The sequence below is a fragment of the Microbacterium sp. Ru50 genome (genome assembly GCF_002920555.1).
Taxonomy (GTDB): domain Bacteria; phylum Actinomycetota; class Actinomycetes; order Actinomycetales; family Microbacteriaceae; genus Microbacterium; species Microbacterium arborescens.
The window spans coordinates 462554-481591 of record NZ_PQSV01000001.1 but is presented as its reverse complement, the minus strand read 5'-3'; the positions used below and the strand labels follow the sequence as shown (position 1 = coordinate 481591).

The 19038-nt window shown below is 69.7% G+C and carries 21 protein-coding genes; 14 read left to right on the top strand and 7 right to left on the bottom strand.

Features of this window, described 5'->3' with window-relative positions:
- Positions 1-30: 30 nt before the first annotated feature.
- Both C3481_RS02240 and C3481_RS02235 read right to left on the bottom strand, forming a co-directional pair.
- Entirely contained in the window at positions 31-1143 is a 1113-nt protein-coding gene (locus tag C3481_RS02240) for a DUF4349 domain-containing protein (RefSeq protein WP_103840615.1), read from the bottom strand.
- Positions 1140-1700 (bottom strand): RNA polymerase sigma factor, encoded by a 561-nt coding sequence (locus C3481_RS02235; protein WP_023951025.1) that lies wholly within the window; start codon positions 1698-1700, stop codon positions 1140-1142. Before C3481_RS02235 ends, C3481_RS02240 begins: the two co-directional genes overlap by 4 nt.
- Before the next feature lie 116 nt (positions 1701-1816).
- Here C3481_RS02235 and C3481_RS02230 point away from each other — a divergent pair, with 116 nt between their 5' ends.
- The 7 genes from C3481_RS02230 (at position 1817) to C3481_RS02200 (ending at position 9424) form a co-directional block, all read left to right on the top strand.
- A complete protein-coding gene (locus tag C3481_RS02230) occupies positions 1817-2890 on the top strand; it encodes a TerC family protein (protein ID WP_023951024.1) in 1074 nt (357 codons plus the stop codon).
- 152 nt (positions 2891-3042) lie between these two features.
- On the top strand, positions 3043-4491 hold the full coding sequence (gene leuC / locus C3481_RS02225) for a 3-isopropylmalate dehydratase large subunit (protein WP_103840613.1): 1449 nt from the start codon (positions 3043-3045) through the stop codon (positions 4489-4491).
- 2 nt (positions 4492-4493) lie between these two features.
- Positions 4494-5090 (top strand): 3-isopropylmalate dehydratase small subunit, encoded by a 597-nt coding sequence (leuD, locus tag C3481_RS02220; protein WP_103840611.1) that lies wholly within the window; start codon positions 4494-4496, stop codon positions 5088-5090.
- Positions 5091-5162: 72 nt separating this feature from the next.
- Positions 5163-6530, top strand: coding sequence for a UDP-N-acetylglucosamine 1-carboxyvinyltransferase (gene murA / locus C3481_RS02215; protein WP_023951018.1), 1368 nt, complete (start codon positions 5163-5165; stop codon positions 6528-6530).
- A 3-nt stretch (positions 6531-6533) separates the two neighbouring features.
- Complete coding sequence (locus C3481_RS02210; protein ID WP_103840609.1) at positions 6534-7298, top strand: 1-acyl-sn-glycerol-3-phosphate acyltransferase; 765 nt, start codon at positions 6534-6536, stop codon at positions 7296-7298.
- On the top strand, positions 7288-8424 hold the full coding sequence (locus C3481_RS02205) for an NAD(P)H-dependent glycerol-3-phosphate dehydrogenase (RefSeq protein ID WP_023951014.1): 1137 nt from the start codon (positions 7288-7290) through the stop codon (positions 8422-8424). Before C3481_RS02210 ends, C3481_RS02205 begins: the two co-directional genes overlap by 11 nt.
- Complete coding sequence (locus C3481_RS02200; RefSeq protein WP_023951012.1) at positions 8324-9424, top strand: D-alanine--D-alanine ligase family protein; 1101 nt, start codon at positions 8324-8326, stop codon at positions 9422-9424. The genes C3481_RS02205 and C3481_RS02200 overlap by 101 nt, the downstream gene beginning before the upstream one ends.
- 31 nt (positions 9425-9455) lie before the next feature.
- Here the strand turns inward: C3481_RS02200 and C3481_RS02195 are convergent, their stop codons facing one another.
- Positions 9456-9968 (bottom strand): DUF3515 family protein, encoded by a 513-nt coding sequence (locus tag C3481_RS02195; protein WP_023951010.1) that lies wholly within the window; start codon positions 9966-9968, stop codon positions 9456-9458.
- Between the two features lie 53 nt (positions 9969-10021).
- On the opposite strand from C3481_RS02195, the gene thiL reads away from it, so the two are divergent.
- Positions 10022-11020 carry a thiamine-phosphate kinase gene (gene thiL, locus C3481_RS02190; RefSeq protein WP_023951008.1) on the top strand — a complete coding sequence of 333 codons (999 nt, stop codon included), beginning with the start codon at positions 10022-10024 and terminating at the stop codon, positions 11018-11020.
- Here thiL and rsmD read toward each other — a convergent pair.
- Together rsmD and C3481_RS02180 are read right to left on the bottom strand one after the other, a co-directional pair.
- Complete coding sequence (rsmD, locus tag C3481_RS02185; protein ID WP_023951006.1) at positions 10990-11586, bottom strand: 16S rRNA (guanine(966)-N(2))-methyltransferase RsmD; 597 nt, start codon at positions 11584-11586, stop codon at positions 10990-10992. The genes thiL and rsmD overlap by 31 nt on opposite strands.
- Positions 11583-12194, bottom strand: coding sequence for a 1-acyl-sn-glycerol-3-phosphate acyltransferase (locus C3481_RS02180; RefSeq protein ID WP_023951004.1), 612 nt, complete (start codon positions 12192-12194; stop codon positions 11583-11585). Before C3481_RS02180 ends, rsmD begins: the two co-directional genes overlap by 4 nt.
- 57 nt (positions 12195-12251) lie before the next feature.
- Between C3481_RS02180 and C3481_RS02175 the strand changes: the two genes are divergently transcribed.
- The 6 genes from C3481_RS02175 (at position 12252) to mutM (ending at position 17326) form a co-directional block, all read left to right on the top strand.
- Positions 12252-14411: an ATP-dependent DNA helicase RecG gene (locus C3481_RS02175; RefSeq protein WP_103840607.1), complete on the top strand. Its 2160-nt coding sequence runs from the start codon at positions 12252-12254 to the stop codon at positions 14409-14411.
- 9 nt (positions 14412-14420) lie between these two features.
- Entirely contained in the window at positions 14421-14918 is a 498-nt protein-coding gene (gene coaD, locus C3481_RS02170; protein ID WP_023951000.1) for a pantetheine-phosphate adenylyltransferase, read from the top strand.
- A gap of 105 nt (positions 14919-15023) precedes the next feature.
- The gene (locus C3481_RS02165; protein ID WP_052007726.1) at positions 15024-15521 is read left to right on the top strand and encodes a DUF177 domain-containing protein; all 498 of its coding nucleotides are present in this window, start codon (positions 15024-15026) and stop codon (positions 15519-15521) included.
- Between the two features lie 2 nt (positions 15522-15523).
- Positions 15524-15733: a 50S ribosomal protein L32 gene (rpmF, locus tag C3481_RS02160; protein WP_013586329.1), complete on the top strand. Its 210-nt coding sequence runs from the start codon at positions 15524-15526 to the stop codon at positions 15731-15733.
- Between the two features lie 11 nt (positions 15734-15744).
- Complete coding sequence (rnc, locus tag C3481_RS02155; protein ID WP_103840605.1) at positions 15745-16437, top strand: ribonuclease III; 693 nt, start codon at positions 15745-15747, stop codon at positions 16435-16437.
- Positions 16430-17326, top strand: coding sequence for a bifunctional DNA-formamidopyrimidine glycosylase/DNA-(apurinic or apyrimidinic site) lyase (gene mutM / locus C3481_RS02150; RefSeq protein WP_103840603.1), 897 nt, complete (start codon positions 16430-16432; stop codon positions 17324-17326). Before rnc ends, mutM begins: the two co-directional genes overlap by 8 nt.
- On the opposite strand, the gene C3481_RS02145 is transcribed toward mutM, so the two are convergent.
- Both C3481_RS02145 and C3481_RS02140 read right to left on the bottom strand, forming a co-directional pair.
- Positions 17274-18401, bottom strand: a complete 1128-nt coding sequence (locus C3481_RS02145) for a GNAT family N-acetyltransferase (protein ID WP_103840601.1) — start codon at positions 18399-18401, stop codon at positions 17274-17276. The genes mutM and C3481_RS02145 overlap by 53 nt on opposite strands.
- A gap of 48 nt (positions 18402-18449) precedes the next feature.
- Positions 18450-18701, bottom strand: coding sequence for a hypothetical protein (locus C3481_RS02140; protein ID WP_023950993.1), 252 nt, complete (start codon positions 18699-18701; stop codon positions 18450-18452).
- Between the last annotated feature and the right edge of the window lie 337 nt (positions 18702-19038).

Sequence of the window (19038 nt, the reverse complement as noted above, 5' to 3'; positions counted from 1 at the left end):
ATTCCCGCCCGGGATCTCCCCGCTGCGCGTTCAGGACTCGGGCGATTCCCGACGCGCCCGACGCCGGCGAGTCGTCGAGACGACGAGCCAGATCAGCGCAGCCGTGAGCCCGATCACGGCGAGCCAGGGGAGCAGGAATCCGAGCCCCACGACGATCCCGTTGAACGTGGCGATGAGCCCGTTCCATCCCGTCGCGAGTCCGTCGCCGAAGCCCGCGGGATCGGCGTCCACCTTCTCGGCCGGAACCTGCAGCTGAACCGTGAGCGACGACAGGGCGACCTGCGACTCGAGCGCGGTGAGCTGCTGCTGCAGCGAGTCGAGGTCGGCCTGTCGCTCAGCGAGCGCGGACTCGGCTGCGATGAGATCCGCGACCGAGCCCGCTTGCCCCATGAGCTCCGTCAGCCGCTCGACCGAGGCCTGACCGGCGGCTACCCGCGCACGCAGGTCTGTGGTCTGAGTCGTCACGTCGTCGCGCGAGACCTGGGAGCTCTCGACCTCGCCGACGTCCGAGAGGCCCGCGATCGCATCCTCCAGACTCGTCGCGGGGACGCGCACGCTCACCCATGCCGTTCCCGAGGGACGGGGCCACGTCGCCACCCCGTCGAGGGGCGCCGGAGCGCCGTCACCGAGACTCATCGATTCGACGTACCCGCCGGCTGCGACCGCTGCATCGGCGATCGACTCCGCTGCGGCGCGGGGATCGCTGACGACCACCGAGGCCGATGCCGTCGCGACGACCTCGCGCCCGTTTACCGCGGCATCGGTCTCGGCGCGGCTCCCGGAGATCGCGGCGCCGGAGTCGTCGAGGACGAAAGGCTCAGGAGCAGCCTCAGAGCTGCCGCCGTCCGACGAGACGCCACCGTCCTCGAGCGAGCCGATCGTCCAGCCCGGTTCGCCGGCGGGGGAGGCCGATGACGCGCCGCCGCTGCTGCTGGTCAGCTGCGGAGCGATGGCAGCGGCGACGACGATGACGGCTGCGGCCGCTCCTGTCGCGCCCCACCAGGTGCGGCGCCGACGCCGTCGCTGCGACACGGAAAGGTCGTCGCGGGCCCGTGCCTCCGCCCGTTCGCGGGCGATGTCCGCGAACAACGCCTCCTCGATCGCGTCGATGCGGCGGTCGTCGAGGGTGGGTAGATCGTTCATGACTGCTCCGGTTCAACGCTCGAGCGGACGAAAGTGCGGATGCGGGAAAGCCGGTTCCGGACGGTCCCATGGCTGACGCCGAGGCGATCGGCTGCCGCTTGGTACGCGAACCCCTCCGCGGCGCAGAGTCGGAAGATGTCCTGGTCGAGCGGGCTCAAGGAGCCGACGGCGGCGAGAATGCGCTCGACCAGGTCGCTTTCCACGACCTGTCGCTCGACATCGACGGTGTCGGCGACGTCGGCGGTGTCCGCCTCGGTCGTGTGCCGGCGTTCGCGTTGGCGTCTTCGGATGCGGTTCGCGCTCTGGAATCGGCAGATCGTGATCAGCCACGGCAGAAGCGACTCGCCTGCCAGCTGAAGGTCCGGGAGCTTGCGCCAGGCGACGAGAAACGTCTCCTGGGCCACGTCCTCGGCCTCGGCGGAATCGCCGAGAAGGCCGTGCGCGAGCCAGTACACCGGCCGGACGTAAGCCCGGTAGAGCGTGCGGAAGGCGTGTTCGCTTCCGGATGCCGCCGCTTCGACGAGTTCGGCATCACCGCGTGCGATCGTGTCGACCATGCGTCCGAGTTCCTTCCCTCACCCCATCAGTGTCGCGTCGTCGCGAACCGTCTCACACCCGGGCCGCGGGGGAGCCGGGGTGTAGTCTCGGGAGGCTTCCTCCCCGAAAGGCTCGCATGGACCTCCCCGTGCCGTTCCAGATCGTCGCGCTCGTCGTCCTGGTGCTCGTGCTCGTCGCCGACCTGCTCATCATCGTCAAGCGACCCCACATCCCGTCCCCGAAGGAATCGACGCTGTGGGTGCTGTTCTACGTGTCGCTGGCGCTCGTGTTCGCCGGCATCCTGTGGGCCGTCGCCGACGTCGAGCATGCCGGCCAGTTCGTCGCGGGATGGCTGACGGAGTACAGCCTGTCGATCGACAACCTGTTCGTGTTCGTCCTGATCATGAGCCAGTTCTCGGTTCCTCGGCGATATCAGCAGAAGGTGCTGATGGTGGGCATCATCATCGCGCTGGTGCTTCGAGGTCTCTTCATCCTCGCGGGGGCGGCGATCATCGAGCAGTTCAGCTGGGTGTTCTACATCTTCGGGGCCTTCCTCATCTACACGGCGATCAAGCAGGCGCTTCCCGAGGGCGACCACGACGACGACGTGAAGAAGGAGAACTTCCTCGTCCGCATCATCCGTCGAACCGTCGACATCTCTGACGAGTACGACGGCCCCAAGGTGCGGACCGTCGTGGACGGCAAGCGGATGTTCACCCCGATGATCATCGTCTTCGTCGCGATCGGCGTCACCGATCTGCTGTTCGCCCTCGACTCGATCCCGGCGATCTTCGGCATCACGCAGGATCCGTTCCTGGTGTTCACCGCCAACATCTTCGCCCTGATGGGCCTGCGGCAGCTCTACTTCCTGCTGGGCGACCTGCTCGACCGGCTCAAGTACCTGCATTACGGCATCGCATTCATCCTCGCGTTCATCGGCGTGAAGCTGATCCTCCACGCCATGCACGAGAACGAGCTCGCGTTCATCAACGGCGGCGACGGTATCGCCTGGGCGCCCGAGATCTCGACGTGGGTCTCCCTCGGGGTCATCGTCGGCGCGATGCTCGTCGCGACCGTCGCGAGCCTGATCGCCGCGCGTCACGACCGCGACGCTGCCGACCCGACTCAGGCTGCTGCCGCGGTCGCCGACGAGCAGGGCACGCCTCCGACGGTCGAGCAGCCGTCCGTGCGCGACGACGAGCGCTCGTGACCGGACGCCCCCGCCGCGCCCGGTGGTATTCTGACCGCATGCGGATCGCTCGCCTTCTCCTTAGCGGCCGCGGCGAGGTCTCGTTCTGAGCCCCTCCTCGCCGCGGAGTCCGTCGTGGGCTTGATCCCGGTTCGCAAGGAGAACGAAACCCCATGAGCATTCCCACCCCTCCCGAGCGCCCGCGCACCCTGGTCGAGAAGGTCTGGGACGACCACCTCGTCGTCAAGGGTGAAGACGGTCAGCCCGACCTCATCTACATCGACCTGCACCTCGTCCACGAGGTCACCAGTCCGCAGGCCTTCGACGGTCTGCGCGCCGAAGGCCGTCCGCTGCGGCGCCTCGACCTCACGATCGCGACCGAGGACCACAACACCCCGACGCTCGACATCGACAAGCCGATCGCAGACCTGACGAGCCGGACGCAGATCGAGACGCTGCGGCGCAACGCCGAGGAGTTCGGCGTCCGCCTCCACTCCCTCGGCGACGCTGAGCAGGGGATCGTCCACGTCGTCGGGCCCCAGCTGGGCCTCACGATGCCCGGCATCACGGTCGTGTGCGGTGACAGCCACACCTCGACGCACGGCGCGTTCGGCGCGATGGCGTTCGGGATCGGCACGAGCGAGGTCGAGCACGTCATGGCGACCCAGACGCTGCCGCTGAAGCCCTTCAAGACGATGGCGATCACCGTCGAGGGCGAGCTGAAGGAAGGTGTGACGGCGAAGGACATCATCCTCGCCGTGATCGCCAAGATCGGCACCAACGGCGGTCAGGGCTACGTGCTCGAGTACCGCGGCAGCGCCATCCGCTCCCTCTCGATGGAGGGGCGCATGACCATGTGCAACATGTCGATCGAGGCCGGCGCCCGCGCCGGCATGGTGGCCCCCGACGAGATCACCTTCGAGTACGTCAAGGGCCGTCCGCACGCGCCGACCGGGCAGGACTGGGAAGACGCCGTCGCCTACTGGCGCACGCTCCCCAGCGACGAGGGCGCCGTCTACGACGCCGAGATCTTCATCGACGCGGGCGAGCTCGAGCCGTTCGTCACATGGGGCACCAACCCCGGCCAGGGTGTGTCGCTCAGTGCGACGGTTCCCTCGCCCGACGACTTCAGCGATCCGAACGAGAAGGCCGCGGCCGAGCGTGCGCTCGAGTACATGGACCTGCAGCCGGGCACGCCGCTCAAGAAGATCCCGGTCGACGCCGTGTTCATGGGCTCGTGCACGAACAGCCGCATCGAGGACCTCCGCGCGTTCGCGTCGATCATCGAGGGACGCACGAAGGCGGACGGCGTCCGCGTCATGGTCGTTCCGGGCTCGGCCCGCGTGCGGCTCGAGGCGGAGGCCGAGGGCCTGGACCGCGTCTTCACCGAGTTCGGCGCCGAGTGGCGCTTCGCCGGCTGCTCGATGTGCCTGGGGATGAACCCCGATCAGCTCGCTCCCGGTGAGCGATGCGCGTCGACCAGCAACCGCAACTTCGAGGGACGCCAGGGCAAGGGCGGCCGTACGCACCTGGTCTCGCCGCTCGTCGCCGCCGCCACCGCCGTGCTCGGGCGCCTCGCGTCACCGAGCGATCTGCCCGCACGCGAGAAGGTCGAGGCCTGACCATGGAGAAGTTCGAGACCCACACCGGTGTCGTCGCCCCGCTCAAGCGCTCCGCCGTCGACACCGACCAGATCATCCCCGCCGTCTACCTCAAGCGCGTCACCAAGACCGGCTTCGAAGACGCCCTCTTCGCCAACTGGCGTCAGGATCCCGAGTTCGTCCTCAACCAGCCGGCCTTCGCGGGGGCGTCGATCCTCGTCGCGGGTCCGGATTTCGGTACCGGCTCGAGCCGTGAGCATGCCGTCTGGGCGTTGCGCGACTTCGGATTCCGCGTGGTGCTGGCCCCCAAGTTCGCCGACATCTTCCGCGGCAACGCCGGTAAGCAGGGACTCCTCGCGGGCGTCATCTCCGAGTCGGACCGTGAGGCGATCTGGGCTGCCGTGGATGCGCAGCCCGGAATGCGGATGACGGTCGACCTCGAGGCGCGCGTCGCCGCTCTGGGTGACCTCCGAGTCCCCTTCGAGATCGACGATTACACTCGTTGGAGGCTCCTCGAGGGACTCGACGACATCGGGCTCACGCTGCGCAATGAAGAGGCGATCGCGCAGTTCGAGGCGCGCCGTGAGGCGTGGCGACCTCGGACACTCCCCGTCGCGTAGCCCCGGATCACGCCCCTGACCCGTGGGGCGAAGATCCGCCCCGCCCTCGATCACCAAGTGAGGAAGTCCTGCATGAGCACTCCGCCGAGTGAGCCGATCGCATCGGAGAACGGCAGCCGTCGCGAAGACGGCGAGATCCTCGAGATCCGGGGCGGACGGCCCCTCGTCGGACGTGTCGACGTCAAGGGAGCGAAGAACTTCGCGACCAAGGCCATGGTCGCCTCGCTGCTCGGTGAGAGCGAGAGCGTCTTGCGCGACGTCCCCGACATCAGCGACGTCGCCGTGGTGCGCTCGCTTCTCGAGGTGCACGGGGTGACGGTCGCCGACGACGGCGAGGGCACGTACCGGCTCGACCCGAGCGGCGCCGAGTCGGCCGGGTTCGAGGAGATCGACGCGCACGCCGGTGCTTCGCGAATCCCGATCCTCTTCTGCGGACCGCTGCTGCACCTGCTCGGCCAGGCGTTCATCCCCGACCTCGGCGGCTGCCGTATCGGCGACCGCCCGATCGACTTCCACCTCGACGCGCTGCGCAAGTTCGGCGCGATCGTGGACAAGCAGCCCAGCGGCATCCGTCTCTCGGCGCCCGAGGGCCTCCACGGGGCCGACATCGAACTGCCCTACCCGAGTGTCGGGGCCACCGAGCAGGTCCTGCTGACCGCGGTACGGGCCAAGGGCACGACGGAACTGCGCAACGCCGCCATCGAGCCCGAGATCATGGATCTGATCGCGGTCCTGCAGAAGATGGGCGCGATCATCTCCTACGAGCCGAACCGCGTCATCTTCATCGAGGGCGTCGACCGGCTCCGGGGATACGACCACCGGTCGATCTTCGACCGCAACGAGGCCGCGTCGTGGGCATGCGCTGCGCTGGCGACCGACGGCGACATCTTCGTCGGCGGCGCCAAGCAGCAGGAGATGCTGACGTTCCTCAACGTCTTCCGCAAGGCCGGCGGCGACTTCGACATCCAGGAGGACGGCATCCGGTTCCGTCGCGACGGCGCACTGCGTCCCGTCTCGGTCGAGACCGACGTCCACCCGGGGTTCATGACCGACTGGCAGCAGCCGCTCATCGTCGCGCTCACTCAGGCTGAAGGCGTCTCGACGGTGCACGAGACGGTGTACGAGAACCGTCTGGGCTTCACGCAGGCCCTCAACAAGATGGGTGCTCAGATCGTGGTGCACCCCGAGGGCATCGCGAGCCCGGATCGCCGCGTTCCCCGTCGTGCGCTCGAGCAGGCCGCGGTCATCACCGGTCCGACCCCGTTGCACGGGGCGGATGTCGTCGTGCCCGACCTCCGCGGGGGCTACAGCTACGTCATCGCGGCGCTGGCGGCCGAGGGCGTCTCGGTCGTTCGCAACGTCGGGATCATCCGTCGCGGTTACGAGAAGTTCTTCGACAAGCTCGAGGCGCTCGGCGCCGACTTCGACGTCATCGGCTGACCGATGTCCGAGAACCGCCGTCGCGCGTCAGCGGAGAAGACCAAGCCGACACCGTTCTGGCTGGCGGCAGCCGTGGTCGTGCCCGCCGTCGGACTGCTCGCCCGGATCGAGATCGAGGGCGGTGAGCATCTCCCCGAGGAGGGGCCGTACGTCCTCGCCCCGAACCACTACAGCGAGTTCGACCCGATCGTGATCGCGGTCGCGACCTGGCGGCTCGGGCGGGCACCGCGCTTCATGGCGAAGGAGAGCCTCTTCCGGGTACCGGTCGTGGGCGCGGTCCTGAAGGGCCTCGGCATGATCCCGGTCTCCCGGACGACGTCGGCCTCCGCCGCCGGCCAGGCGATCGCCCAGGCCGCCGAGCTCGTGGCCGACGGCCGCGGCGTCATCGTGTATCCCGAGGGATCGCTGACCCGCGAGCCCGATCTGTGGCCGATGCGCGGCAAGTCGGGCGCGGTGCGTGTCGCAACGGCCGGCGACATCCCGATCATCCCGGTCGCGACGTGGGGCGTGCACTCGATCCTGCCCCGCTACGGCAAGTTCAGCGCCTGGCCGCTCCGCAAGCGCATCCGCGTGCGGTTCGGGCCGCGGGTGGATCTCGCGCTGGAGCCGGGCGTCACGCCGTCGCCGGCCCAGCTGGTGGCGGCCACGGATACCGTCATGGCGCGTATCGCGGGCCTGCTGGGGCAGCTCCGCGGCGAGGAGCCGCCCGCCGAGCGCTGGAATCCGGGACAGCACGGCCAGAAGGAGACGGGTCGCCTTGAGCCGTAGGACCGAGACCACCGGACCCCGCGTCACCGTCATCGGTTCGGGCAGCTGGGGAACGACGTTCGGAAAGGTTCTCGCCGACGGCGGGGCCCAGGTCACGATGTGGGCGCGCCGCACCGAGCTTGCGCACGAGATCCGCGAAGGCAAGCGCAACAGCCGCTATCTGCCGGGCATCAACCTCCCGCGCTCGATGACGGCCACCCATCATCTCTCCGAGGCGCTCGACGGTGCTGAGCAGGTGTACCTCGCGGTCTCGAGCCAGGCGCTGCGCGAGAACCTCACCGCCATCCGCCCGCTCATCGCCGGCGGAACCATGCCGGTGGTGTCGCTCATGAAAGGCGTCGAGAAGCGCACCGGCCTGCGGATGAGCCAGGTGATCGAGCAGGGACTGGACTGCGACCCCAACCGCATCGCGGTGGCATCGGGCCCCAACCTCGCGCTCGAGATCGCGCGAGAGCAGCCGACCGCCGCCGTCATCGCCTCGGCGAGTCAGGACACCGCCGAGGCGGTCGCTCTGCGTGCCCGCAACGGGTACTTCCGCTCGTTCGTCAACACCGACGTCATCGGGACCGAGTTCGGCGGTGTGCTGAAGAACCTGATCGCCGTCGCGATCGGCATCGTGGACGGTGTCGGGTACGGCGAGAACACGAAGGCCTCGATCATCACGCGCGGTCTGGTCGAGATGACGGACTTCGCCGTGGCACAGGGAGCTCACCCCGAGACGCTCCAGGGCCTTGCGGGCCTCGGCGACCTCATCGCGACCTGCCAGTCGCCCCTGAGCCGGAACAACACGGCCGGGCGCCTGCTCGGACAGGGCTTCTCGTTCCAGGACGTCGTGAAGCAGATGGACCAGACCGCCGAAGGCCTGGCGTCCGTGGCGCCCGTCCTGACGCTGGCGCGCGCCGCGGGAGTGCAGATGCCCATCGTCGAACAGGTCAAGATGGTCCTGGACGGCACCATGAACCCGCGCGACATCGCGCCCCACCTGACCACCGACGACGATAAGCCGACCGGCGAGAGGACCCCCCATGGCGACGACAACAGTAGCGGTGCTCTTCGGCGGGCGTTCCAGCGAGCATTCGATCAGTTCCGCAACGGCGGCCGGGGTCCTGCGCGCGATCGATCGTGAGCGTTACCGCGTGATCCCCGTCGGGATCACGCGCGAGGGGGCCTTCGTCCTCGAGGACGACGACGCCGATAAGTTCGCGCTGAACCCGGAGCGGATGCCGGAGGTCGTCGACAACGGCACTCGCGTGCTGTGGCCGGAGCCGGGCGGACCGCGCGAGCTGCGTGTCCGCCGCGTCGACGGCGACATCGATGTCCTCGGCGAGGTCGACGTCGTGCTGCCGATCCTGCACGGCCCGCACGGTGAGGACGGCACGATACAGGGCTTCTTCGACACCCTGCAGCTGCCCTACGCCGGTGGTGGCGTCCTCGACTCGGCGCTGTGCATGGACAAGCACTTCATGAAGATCGTGCTGCAGGCGGCCGGTATCCCCGTCGCGCCCTGGGTCACCGTCGACGAGGCCCGGTGGCGTCGGGATCCCGAAGGCGTCCGCTCCGATGCCGCGGCTCTCGGCATCCCGAGCTTCGTCAAGCCGGCGCGCGCCGGCTCGAGCGTCGGCGTGTCGAAGGTCCACGAACCCGGTGAGCTCGACGCCGCCCTCGAACTCGCTTTCGCGGAAGACGGCAAGGTGCTGATCGAGCCCGCGATCGTCGGCCGTGAGGTCGAAGTCGCGGTCCTGGAGGGACGCGGCGGCGGGCCCGCCCGTGCGTCGCTGCCGGGGGAGATCGTGCTGACGACGCGTGAGTTCTACGACTTCGAGGGGAAGTACCTCGGCGGTGACGGCGCGGAGGTCGTCTGCCCCGCCGACGTCACCGAGGATGAGATCGACGCGCTCAAGCGGATGGCGGTGGCGGCCTTCGCCGCTGTCGACGGCCGCGGTCTCGCGCGCGTCGACTTCTTCCGGACGCCCGACGGGCTGTACGTCAACGAGCTGAACACCATGCCGGGGTTCACGCCCATCTCGATGTTCCCCAAGTGCTGGATCGCCTCCGGCCTCAGCTACGGCGATCTGATCTCCGAGCTGATCGAGATCGCGCTCTCCCGCGTCGCCGACCGCGTCTGACGGGTTCCGACGGCGGAGATGCGACCCGCGCTCAGGGTTCGACGGGCGACGGGACCGGGGTAGCCTCCGAGCGTTCGACGCATTCGCCGCCGTCGCGGGGAAGCCGAGAGACGACTCGCGAGAGCTCGTCGAGAACCTCTCGGCTCGACACGCCCTGGACGTCCTCGGAGCTCTCGGTGTCGAAGAAGAGCTCGACGGCGGGAGTGCGCCCGAAGGTGACGACGCGGAACCGGGGAGCCTCGGATTCGTCGATCACCCAGTCGACTCCCGCGACGGACTCGCAGCGCAGCGTCGTCGGGCCGGGCGAGGCTACGCCGCACGAGAAGATGATGGTGGCGGGGTCGCCCCAGGCAGCGGTGGCCTGACTGTCGGTCCAGCGACGCTCCGCTCCGGCGACCGTCTGCGGGAGGCGGACCATCACGTCCGCGCACTCGGGAGCGTTCGCCTGCGGCGCCGCCGGAACGTTCACGGTTCCCGCGCAGCCGGCGAGAACGAGGGTCGCCGAGGCCAGGACGAGAGCGGGGATGGATCGGCGGCGGAGCACCTCTCCAGGGTACTGCGCCGCGAGCCGGTCGACCGCGGCGGTAGCGTGGAGCCATGCCCGACGCCGCCCCCGCCACCCCCGTCGGCTCGCTCTCGGAGGAGGCGGTGCTCGCCGCGATCCTCGAGCGCCTCGGTCCTTCCGATTCGCTCGTCGGACCCGGTGATGACGCGGCGGTGCTCCAGCTCGCCGATGCGCGCGTCGTCGTGACGACCGACACCCTCATCCACGGGCCCGACTTCCGTCTCGCATGGTCGTCCGGCAGGGACCTCGGCGCGAAGGCCGCGGCGGTCAACCTGGCGGACGTCGCCGCGATGGGCGCCCGGCCCGTGGCCCTGTTCGTCGCTCTCGCGATGCCTCCCGAGACGACCATCGGGTTCGTCCGGGAGCTGGCGACCGGTCTGCGCGAGGCCTGCGACGAGCTCGCACCGGGCTGCCGTGTCGCGGGCGGCGACCTCACGAGCTCGGACACTCTGACGATCGCGGTGACCGCGATCGGCGAGATGGAGCCGGGGCACTCTCCGGTGCTCCGCTCAGGCGCCCGGCCCGGCGACATCCTGGCGATCTGCGGCGAGGTCGGGCTTGCGGCGGCCGGGCTCGACATCCTGTTCGAGCGGTTCCGCGACGAGGACGGTCAGGCGGTCGCGGTGGACGCCGAAATCCTCACCGCGCCCGAGCGCACTGCTGTGGCGGGGCAGCTGCGTCCCCGCCCGCCGATCGGCTCCGGCGCGGCGGCGGCGAGAGCGGGCGCGACAGCGATGATGGACGTCTCGGACGGCCTGGTGCGCGATGCCCGTCGGCTCGCGCGCGCCTCGGGGGTCACGCTCGACATCGCACGTCTCGCGCTGGGCCCGGACAGCGATCGTGCGCTCCGCGGCGGGGAGGATCATGCGCTCCTCGCGACCTTCCCGGCCAACACCATCCTCCCGGCGGGCTTCCGTGCGATCGGCTCGGTCGGCGCGGCGGGCCCCGACCCGCTCACCGTCGACGGGCTGCCGGAGCGTTCGGCCGGCGGGTGGGACCCCTACCGCGACTGGGACGGTGCCGGGGGCTGATCCGCGTCGACCGCGCGTTCGAACCACCACAGGGTCGTGTCGCCGTAGCGCTTGGTGCGCAACGGCTCGAGTCGCGCCGGAACACGCGGCTCGGGGGAGCGGCTGGCGCGTTCGACGATGACGACCGCTCCGGGCGCGCAGAGGTCTGCGAGCAACGCGAGCGTGACGGCGAGCGCGTCGTCGTCGAGGTCGTAGGGCGGATCCAGGAAGACGAGGTCGAACGGACCGGTCGCCGACCCGAGGAACGTGTCGGCGCTGCTGCGGTGGACCCTGACCGGCGACGAGGCGACTGCTCGCGCGACTGTCCGTGCGTTCTGTTCGGTCACGGCGGCGGCCGGGGCCGACTTCTCCACGAGGTCGACGGATGCGGCCCCTCGGCTGAGCGCCTCCAGGCCGAGCGCGCCCGAGCCCGCGTACAGGTCGAGCACACGCGCGCCGTCGAGGATGCCCGATGCGTCGAGTCCGCCGAAGAGGGACTCGCGGACGCGATCGCTCGTCGGACGCGTGCCGCGATCGGGTACACGCAGCGCGAGAGATCCTGCGGCGCCGGCGATGATGCGTGTCATGCGGGTCCCGCCTTTCCGGCATCACCCTTCGGGAAGCCGCCGCCCTCTTCGTCACGCAGCCGTGGCTCGCTGCGGAGCTCGGGGCGGAAGCCGGCCTTGTCGGCGTAGAAGGCGCGGATGACCGACATGTCGGCGGCGACGTCGCCGGTGAGCTCGATGGTCGGTCCCAGGCCCGTGGTCATCGTGGTGCGGTCGACGTAGCCCAGCGTGACGGGCAGACCCGACGCGCGTGCGATGCGGTAGAAGCCCGACTTCCATCCGGTGCGCGAGGTCCGGGTTCCGTCGGGGGTGATGACGAGCCCGAAGACGTCGCCCGCCGCGATCTGCGCGAGGACGTCGTCCACGACGCGCGACGGGTCGTCCCGGTCGACGGGGATGCCGCCCAGCCGCCGCATCGGACCGCTCCGCCACCCGTGGAAGAGGCTCTTCTTCCCGAGCCAGCGGATGGGGATCTGCAGGCGCCACGCGATGGCGAGCATGAGCACGAAGTCCCAGTTGGAGGTGTGGGGCGCCCCGATGAGGATCGTGGGCCTCGTCGGGGCGGGTGTGCTGACGAGGCGCCAGCGGCTGAACGTCCAGAAGAGGCGGGCGATCGCGCGTCGGAGCATCCTCTTACCGTAGAGCCTGGCGGCACCGTGTCCGACCTCCTGCCTAGACTCGTGTCCATGCCGCAGGTCGACCTCGATACACCGCTGCCGCAGGCCGTGGGCGAGAAGGTCGCGGCGACCCTCTCGCGTGCTTTCGGGATGTCCACCGTCGGCGACCTCCTCGCACACTATCCGCGTCGTTATGCCCGTCGTGGCGAGCTGACGCCCATCTCCTCACTGCCCGTCGGCGAGATGGCGACGATCGTCGCCGAGGTGAAGTCGGTCTCCGAGCGCCCGATGCGTCAGCGTCGCGGCTCGCTCCTCGAAGTCGTGATCAGCGACGGCGTCGGCGAGGCGACGCTGACCTTCTTCGGGCAGAAGTGGCGTCTCCAAGAGCTCCGGGTCGGGCGGCAGGGCATCTTCTCGGGCAAGGTCGGCGTGTTCAAGGGGAAGCAGCAGTTCGCGCATCCCGACTACGAGCTTTTCGACGACGAGGTCGAGGCGCGCGTGACGGCGGTCGCGCGCAGCCTCGAACCGATCCCCATCTACTCCGCCACGAGTACGATCACCAGCTGGCAGCTGCGCAAGATCATCGCCGACGTCATCGCCCGGCTCGGCGAGGTACCCGATCCGCTCCCCGATGAGGTGCGCGCACGTCATCAGCTCCTCGACGCTCGCACCGCGCTCGTCCAGGTCCACACGCCCACGGTTCCCGAACAGGTGCGGCCGGGGTTCGCGGCCCTGCGGATGCACGAAGCATTCGTACTGCAAGCAGCACTCCTCCAGCACCGCATCCAGGTCCGCCAGCTCGCCGCGACCTCCCGGCCCGCGGGCGACCTGCTCGAGCAGTTCGACGCTTCCCTGCCCTTCGAGCGCACGCCGGACCAGATCACGGTAGGCGACGCGATCGCCGCAGACCTCGTGAACGAATGGCCGATGAATCGTCTCGTGCAGGGGGAAGTGGGGTCGGGCAAGACCCTCGTCGCCCTGCGCGCGATGCTGCAGGTCGCGCAATCGGGCGGGCAGGCCGCGCTGATCGCGCCGACCGAGGTGCTCGCTGCGCAGCACGTGCGATCCATCGCGAAGATGCTCGGGCCGCGGCTGGCACCCGAGCTGATGCCCACTCTGCTCACGGGGGCGCAGCCGGCCGCCGAGCGGCGCAAGGCAGCGCTGCGCGCGGCATCCGGCCAGGCACGGATCGTCGTCGGCACCCACGCCCTGCTGAGCGCCTCGACGACGTTCGCCGACCTCGGCCTCGTCGTCGTCGACGAGCAGCACCGATTCGGGGTCGAGCAGCGCGAGGCCCTGCGCGCCAAGGGAACCTCGCCCCACGTGCTCGTGCTCACGGCGACGCCGATTCCGCGCACCGTGGCGATGACCGTCTTCGGAGACCTCGACGTGTCGACCATCCGCACGATGCCGACGGGGCGTGCGGGCATCTCGACCTTCGTCGCGCCCCTGGCCGAGAAGCCCGGGTGGTTCGGTCGTGTGTGGGAGCGTGTGGCCGAAGAGGTGGCCGCCGGGCGCCAGGCCTTCGTCGTCTGTGCGGCGATCGACGCCGAGAAGGCCGTCGTCGACGACACCGACGACGCGGGCATGCTCGAAGACGGTACGCGCGCGCGCACGCGGTGGGGTGTCGTGCAGGCGAGCGCGATGCTCGCCCAGCATCCCTCCTTCGCCGATCTGACGGTGGCCACGCTGCACGGCAAGATGCCTGCGGACGAGAAGGATGCCGTGATGCAGGCCTTCGCCCGTGGTGAGATCGACGTGCTGGTGGCCACGACGGTCGTCGAGGTCGGCGTCGATGTGCCCAACGCCTCGACGATGGTGATCCTCGAAGCCGAGCGGTTCGGCGTCTCGCAGCTGCACCAGCTTCGCGGCCGGGTCGGTCGCGGAAGCGTTCCCGGTCTCTGCCTCCTGGTCACCGAGGCCGATCCCGACACGGCGGCGCGTTCGCGGGTCGAGGCCGTCGCGGCGACGACCGACGGCTTCTCCCTCGCCGAGGTCGACCTCGAGCTCCGCGGCGAGGGAGACGTTCTCGGCGATGCGCAGTCGGGCGCCCGGTCTTCGCTCCGCCTGCTCCGCGTCGTCGCCGATGCCGACTTGATCGCGCAGGCGCGCGAGGAAGCAGCCGAGGTGCTGGGCGACGACCCCGACCTCTCCCGCCATCCGGGACTGGCTGCTGCGATCGCGCGGCGGCTCGGCGAGGACGAGCGCGGCGCGCTCCATAGGAACTAGGCTCGGAGCATGAGCAACCGGATCGCGGTCGTGCCCGGCTCCTTCGATCCGCCGACCCTCGGCCATCTCGACGTCATCCGTCGTGCCGCGGCCCTCTACGACCAGCTTCACGTCCTGGTCGTGCACAACCCGGGCAAAGAAGCGATGCTCCCCATCGCGCAGCGGCAGGCGCTGCTCGAGCAGTCGATCGACGACGCCGGGATCGAGGGCGAGATCGTGGTCGCCGCGTGGAGCATGGGGCTGCTCGTCGATTACGCGACCGACGTCGGCGCCGGAATTCTCGTCAAGGGGATCCGTTCGCAGGTCGACGTCGCCTACGAGACGCCGATGGCGATCGTCAACCGGCACCTCGCACAGATCGAGACCGTGTTCCTCCTTCCCGACCCCGCGCACGCGCTCGTCTCGAGCTCGCTCGTGCGGCAGGTCGCCTCGCTCGGTGGCGACGTGTCGCCGTTCGTCCCGGGGCCCGTCGCGCGCTTCCTCGACACCGGATCCCGCGGCATCTGAGTCCGCTCGTCGCCACGGCGACTACCATGGTCGATCGTGGGTAGAAAGCACGTCACCGGACCATTCGTCATCCCCGTGCACGACATCGTGCGCCAGCCGGGGGAGATGCGGGAGTTCGCGTTCAGCGTGCCCGCGCCCGACAAATGGGGTGAGGGCCTCGTGTTCGTCCCGTCGGGTCAGCCTATCGAACTCGAGGTGCGCCTCGAGTCGGTCCACGAGGGCATCCTGGCGACCGCGGAGGCGGACACTGTCTACGAAGGGGTCTGCGGTCGGTGCCTCATGGAGCTGACACGCCCCCTCCGAATCGAGTTTCAGGAGCTCTTCGGGTATTCTGGGGACGAAGCGTCCGACTTCGAGGTTCAAGACGACCACGTGGATCTTGAAACTCCGGTCAGGGATTCGATCGTCCTGGCGCTTCCGTTCCAGCCGGTGTGTCAGCCGGATTGCCCCGGGCTCGACCCGGTCACGGGTGAGAAGCTGACGCCCGGAGCGGAGCCTGCGGAGCAGGTGCAGATCGACCCGCGCTGGGCCGCGCTGACGGCCTACACCCCAGACCACGACGACGCAGACCATCGCGTCGCGCCCGACACAGAGAAGAGCTAGCCATGGCAGGTAACCCCCCGAAGCGGAAGGTCTCCCGCTCCAACACGCGTTCGCGTCGCGCGCAGTGGAAGGCCGAGGCTCCCGCCCTCGTCAAGACCATCGAGAACGGCAAGGTCGTCTACAGCCGTCCCCACCAGGCGAAGGTCGTCACCGACTCGCAGGGCACCGAGCTGTTCCTCGAGTACAAGGGTCGCAAGGTCGCTGACGTCTGACGACGAGCGGCGTGACTGAGAACATCACCGAGCGCTCGGCGCTCACCGAGAAGCTCGGGGTCGATATCGACCCCGAGCTTCTGTCGCTCGCCCTCACCCATCGCTCGTACGCGTACGAGAACGGCGGGACACCTCACAACGAGCGCCTGGAGTTCCTCGGCGACTCGATCCTGGGTCAGGCCGTCACCGTGCACCTCTTCCGCACGCATCCGGATCTCGACGAGGGCGCCCTGGCGAAGCGGCGGGCGAGTGTGGTCTCGACCGTCGCCCTGGCCGAGGTCGCGCGGACGATCGGGCTGGGCGACCACATCATGCTGGGGCGCGGCGAGACGCAGACCGGCGGTCGCGACAAAGACTCGATCCTCGCCGACGCCATGGAGGCCGTGATCGGTGCGGCGTTCCTCTCGGCGGGCCCGGACCGTGCGCAGGAACTCGTCCTTCGGCTGGTGGCGCCGCTTCTGGCCGACCCCGCTCGGTACGGGGCGGCGATGGACCCGAAGACCTCGCTGCAAGAGCTCGCCGCGCATCTGGGCGTCGCGCCGCCCGTCTACGGCATCGAGGCCTCGGGGCCGGACCACCACCGCGTCTTCACCGCGACCGTCACCGTCGGCGACGTGTCACGCGAGGGAGTGGGAAGCAGCAAGAAGCAGGCCGAGATGGCCGCCGCCCTCGCTGTGTGGCACGTGCTGTCGGCCCGTGCCTGAGCTTCCCGAAGTCGAGGTCGTCCGTGCCGGTCTCGAGCCGGCCGTCGTCGGCGCGCGCATCGAGGCCTGCACGGTCCTCGATGCGCGCGCGCTCACGCGCCACGCCGGGACGCCGGAGTCTTTCGAGCGGGAGCTGATCGGCCGCTCGCTTGCCGCGGCCGCGCGCCGCGGCAAGTTCCTGTGGTTCCCCGTGGCCGACTCGGATCGCGCGGTGGTCGCCCACCTGGGGATGAGCGGGCAGATGCTCCTGCGCGAGCCGGGCGCCCCCACCGAGCGTCATGAACGGATCCGCTGGGACATCGTGCACCCCGCGCACGGCGAGCTGTCCGTGCTCTTCGTCGATCAGCGGACTTTCGGATCGCTAGCCGTCGACGACCTCGAGCCGACCGCGGATGGCGCCGCGGGTGGGCGCGGAACGGATGCTGCCCTGATCCCGGGACAGGTGCGGCACATCGCCCGTGATCCCCTCGACCCCGCGTTCGACGCCGCGCGCTTCCATCGAGAGCTGGCGCGGCGTTCGTCGGGCATCAAGCGCGTTCTGCTCGATCAGGGCGTGGTCAGCGGTATCGGCAACATCTACGCCGACGAGGCGCTGTGGGCGGCCCGCATCCACCCGGAGACCGCGGCATCTCTCCTCTCGCGCCCCGCGCGCGAACGCCTCCTGGAAGCGGTCGTCGCGGTCATGACGAAGGCTCTCGCCGAGGGCGGCACGAGCTTCGACGCGCAGTATGTGAACGTCAACGGCCAGGCCGGCTACTTCGCCCACTCTCTGGAGGCCTACGGCCGCACCGGAGCGGAGTGCTCGCGATGCGGCTCGGCCATCGTCCGGGTCGCGTTCACCAATCGGTCATCGCACTACTGTCCGCGCTGCCAGCGTCGCCGCTACTGAGCCGCTTCTTCCAGGCCCCCTCGTACGAGAGCGGCCGGAAGCCGAGGGCCTCGTTGATGTCGAGCATCGGCCGATTCTCCTCGGCGTTGTAGGTGATGACGCGGGGCGAGCCGGGGGCGATCTCGCGCCACGCCACGAGCCCTGCGCACTTCACGAGCATCCCGAGCCGGTGGCCGCGGTGCGTCGCCGCCACGAGGGTGTCGTGCTGGTGGGTCGCTCCGGTGCGGTCCGAGCTGATCATGAGCTCGTTGAAGGCTGCGAGCTCACCGGTCTCGATGTGCTGGGCAGCGGTCACGAGCAGTGTCTGGTCCGCTTCGACGTAGCGCGCATCGTGGCGGGCCAGGCGCGCGGCATCCCACTCTTCCTCGTCCACCTCGAGGCCGGCGGCGGGGGCGTCGGTCGACATGCGCGATTTGAGCCAGGCGTACCCTTCGACGAACTCCGGCGGCGTCGGCACAGTCCATCGCACCACGCGATACCCGGCGGCCGCGACTGCGGCTCGCGCCAGGTGCTCATCGACGACGGCGGCGGAGCCGGGCAGATCCAGCACGCTCTTCCGGTTGATCTGCTCGAGCGTGTAGCCGTGCCGCAGGAGGAACCGCGCGGCATGGTCGCGCGGGATGTCGCCGTACCCCGTCGGTGCGGCCATCCTGTCGCCCGGCTGGTCGGGATGCTCGGCGTACGTCTGCAGAACGTGCCGTCCGTGCTCGCGGGCCGTGCGCTCGATCAGAGCGTGCGCGTGCGACCCGATCCCGCGGCCGTGGACGTCACGCAACAGTTCGATGAGCCAGTACGCCGTATCGGATCCGGCCTCGTGGGGGACGTCGAGCCCCACGCGCCCGACGACTGTGCCGTCCCAGACCGCGAGCCAGCTGAACCGCGTCTCGTCCGGACTCGGGCGATAGTGGGGGAGCAGCTCGTCGGGGCGGGCGGCGTCGTCATCGCTGCCGGTGATCTCGCGGTACACGAGATTGCGCACGCGGACCATCTCGCAGAAGTCCGCGGCGTCCGGCGCATCGATGCGGTCGGGAACGTGGAGAGAGCGCAGCTCGAGCTGCGCGGTGATGTCGTTCATGGTTCTCTTTCGATGGCGTGGGGTCTCGTCGCCGAGACCCCACGCGGATCAACGGTAGGGAGTGAGCAGGTACGCGCGCTCCCAGTGGCGCTCGCGTGCCTCTCGAGCGGCGAGCTGCTCGCGGCGGTACGCGACCTCTGGCGCAGAGCTAGCGCCGCGGTTCGCGCTCCACACGATGAGGCGCAGTGCGATCCGCAGCGCAACGCGCTGGGCGAGGGTCGGACGGCCGACGAGAGTCTGCTCGGGGATGACAGGCCGCGCAGGCGCGACCTCGGGACGTCGTTGTACGACGGTGTTCATGGTGTCCTCGTTCGAAGAGGGCGGATGTGCGATGACGACGACGTGCGTCGCGGGGGCAGCCAGGGGCTGCTGCCCGGCGCGCGGAGATCACGCGGGGCGGAAAGGCGGAACGGGGCGAGGGACTCGCAGACTCAGACGTTCAGCGGAGCACCGACGACGGCGGCTCCACCGATAACGCAGACGAAACGGTCGCGGTGCTCGGAACGAACAGCAACAGCGTTAAACGCGGTGACAGAAATCAACATCGGGGAACCTCCTTTCGTCAGGGATGCGGGAAGTGACGCTAGCGGTCCGTCCGGTGCGGCGTCAAGTCCGGCGCGTCATCCTCCGGTAGCGT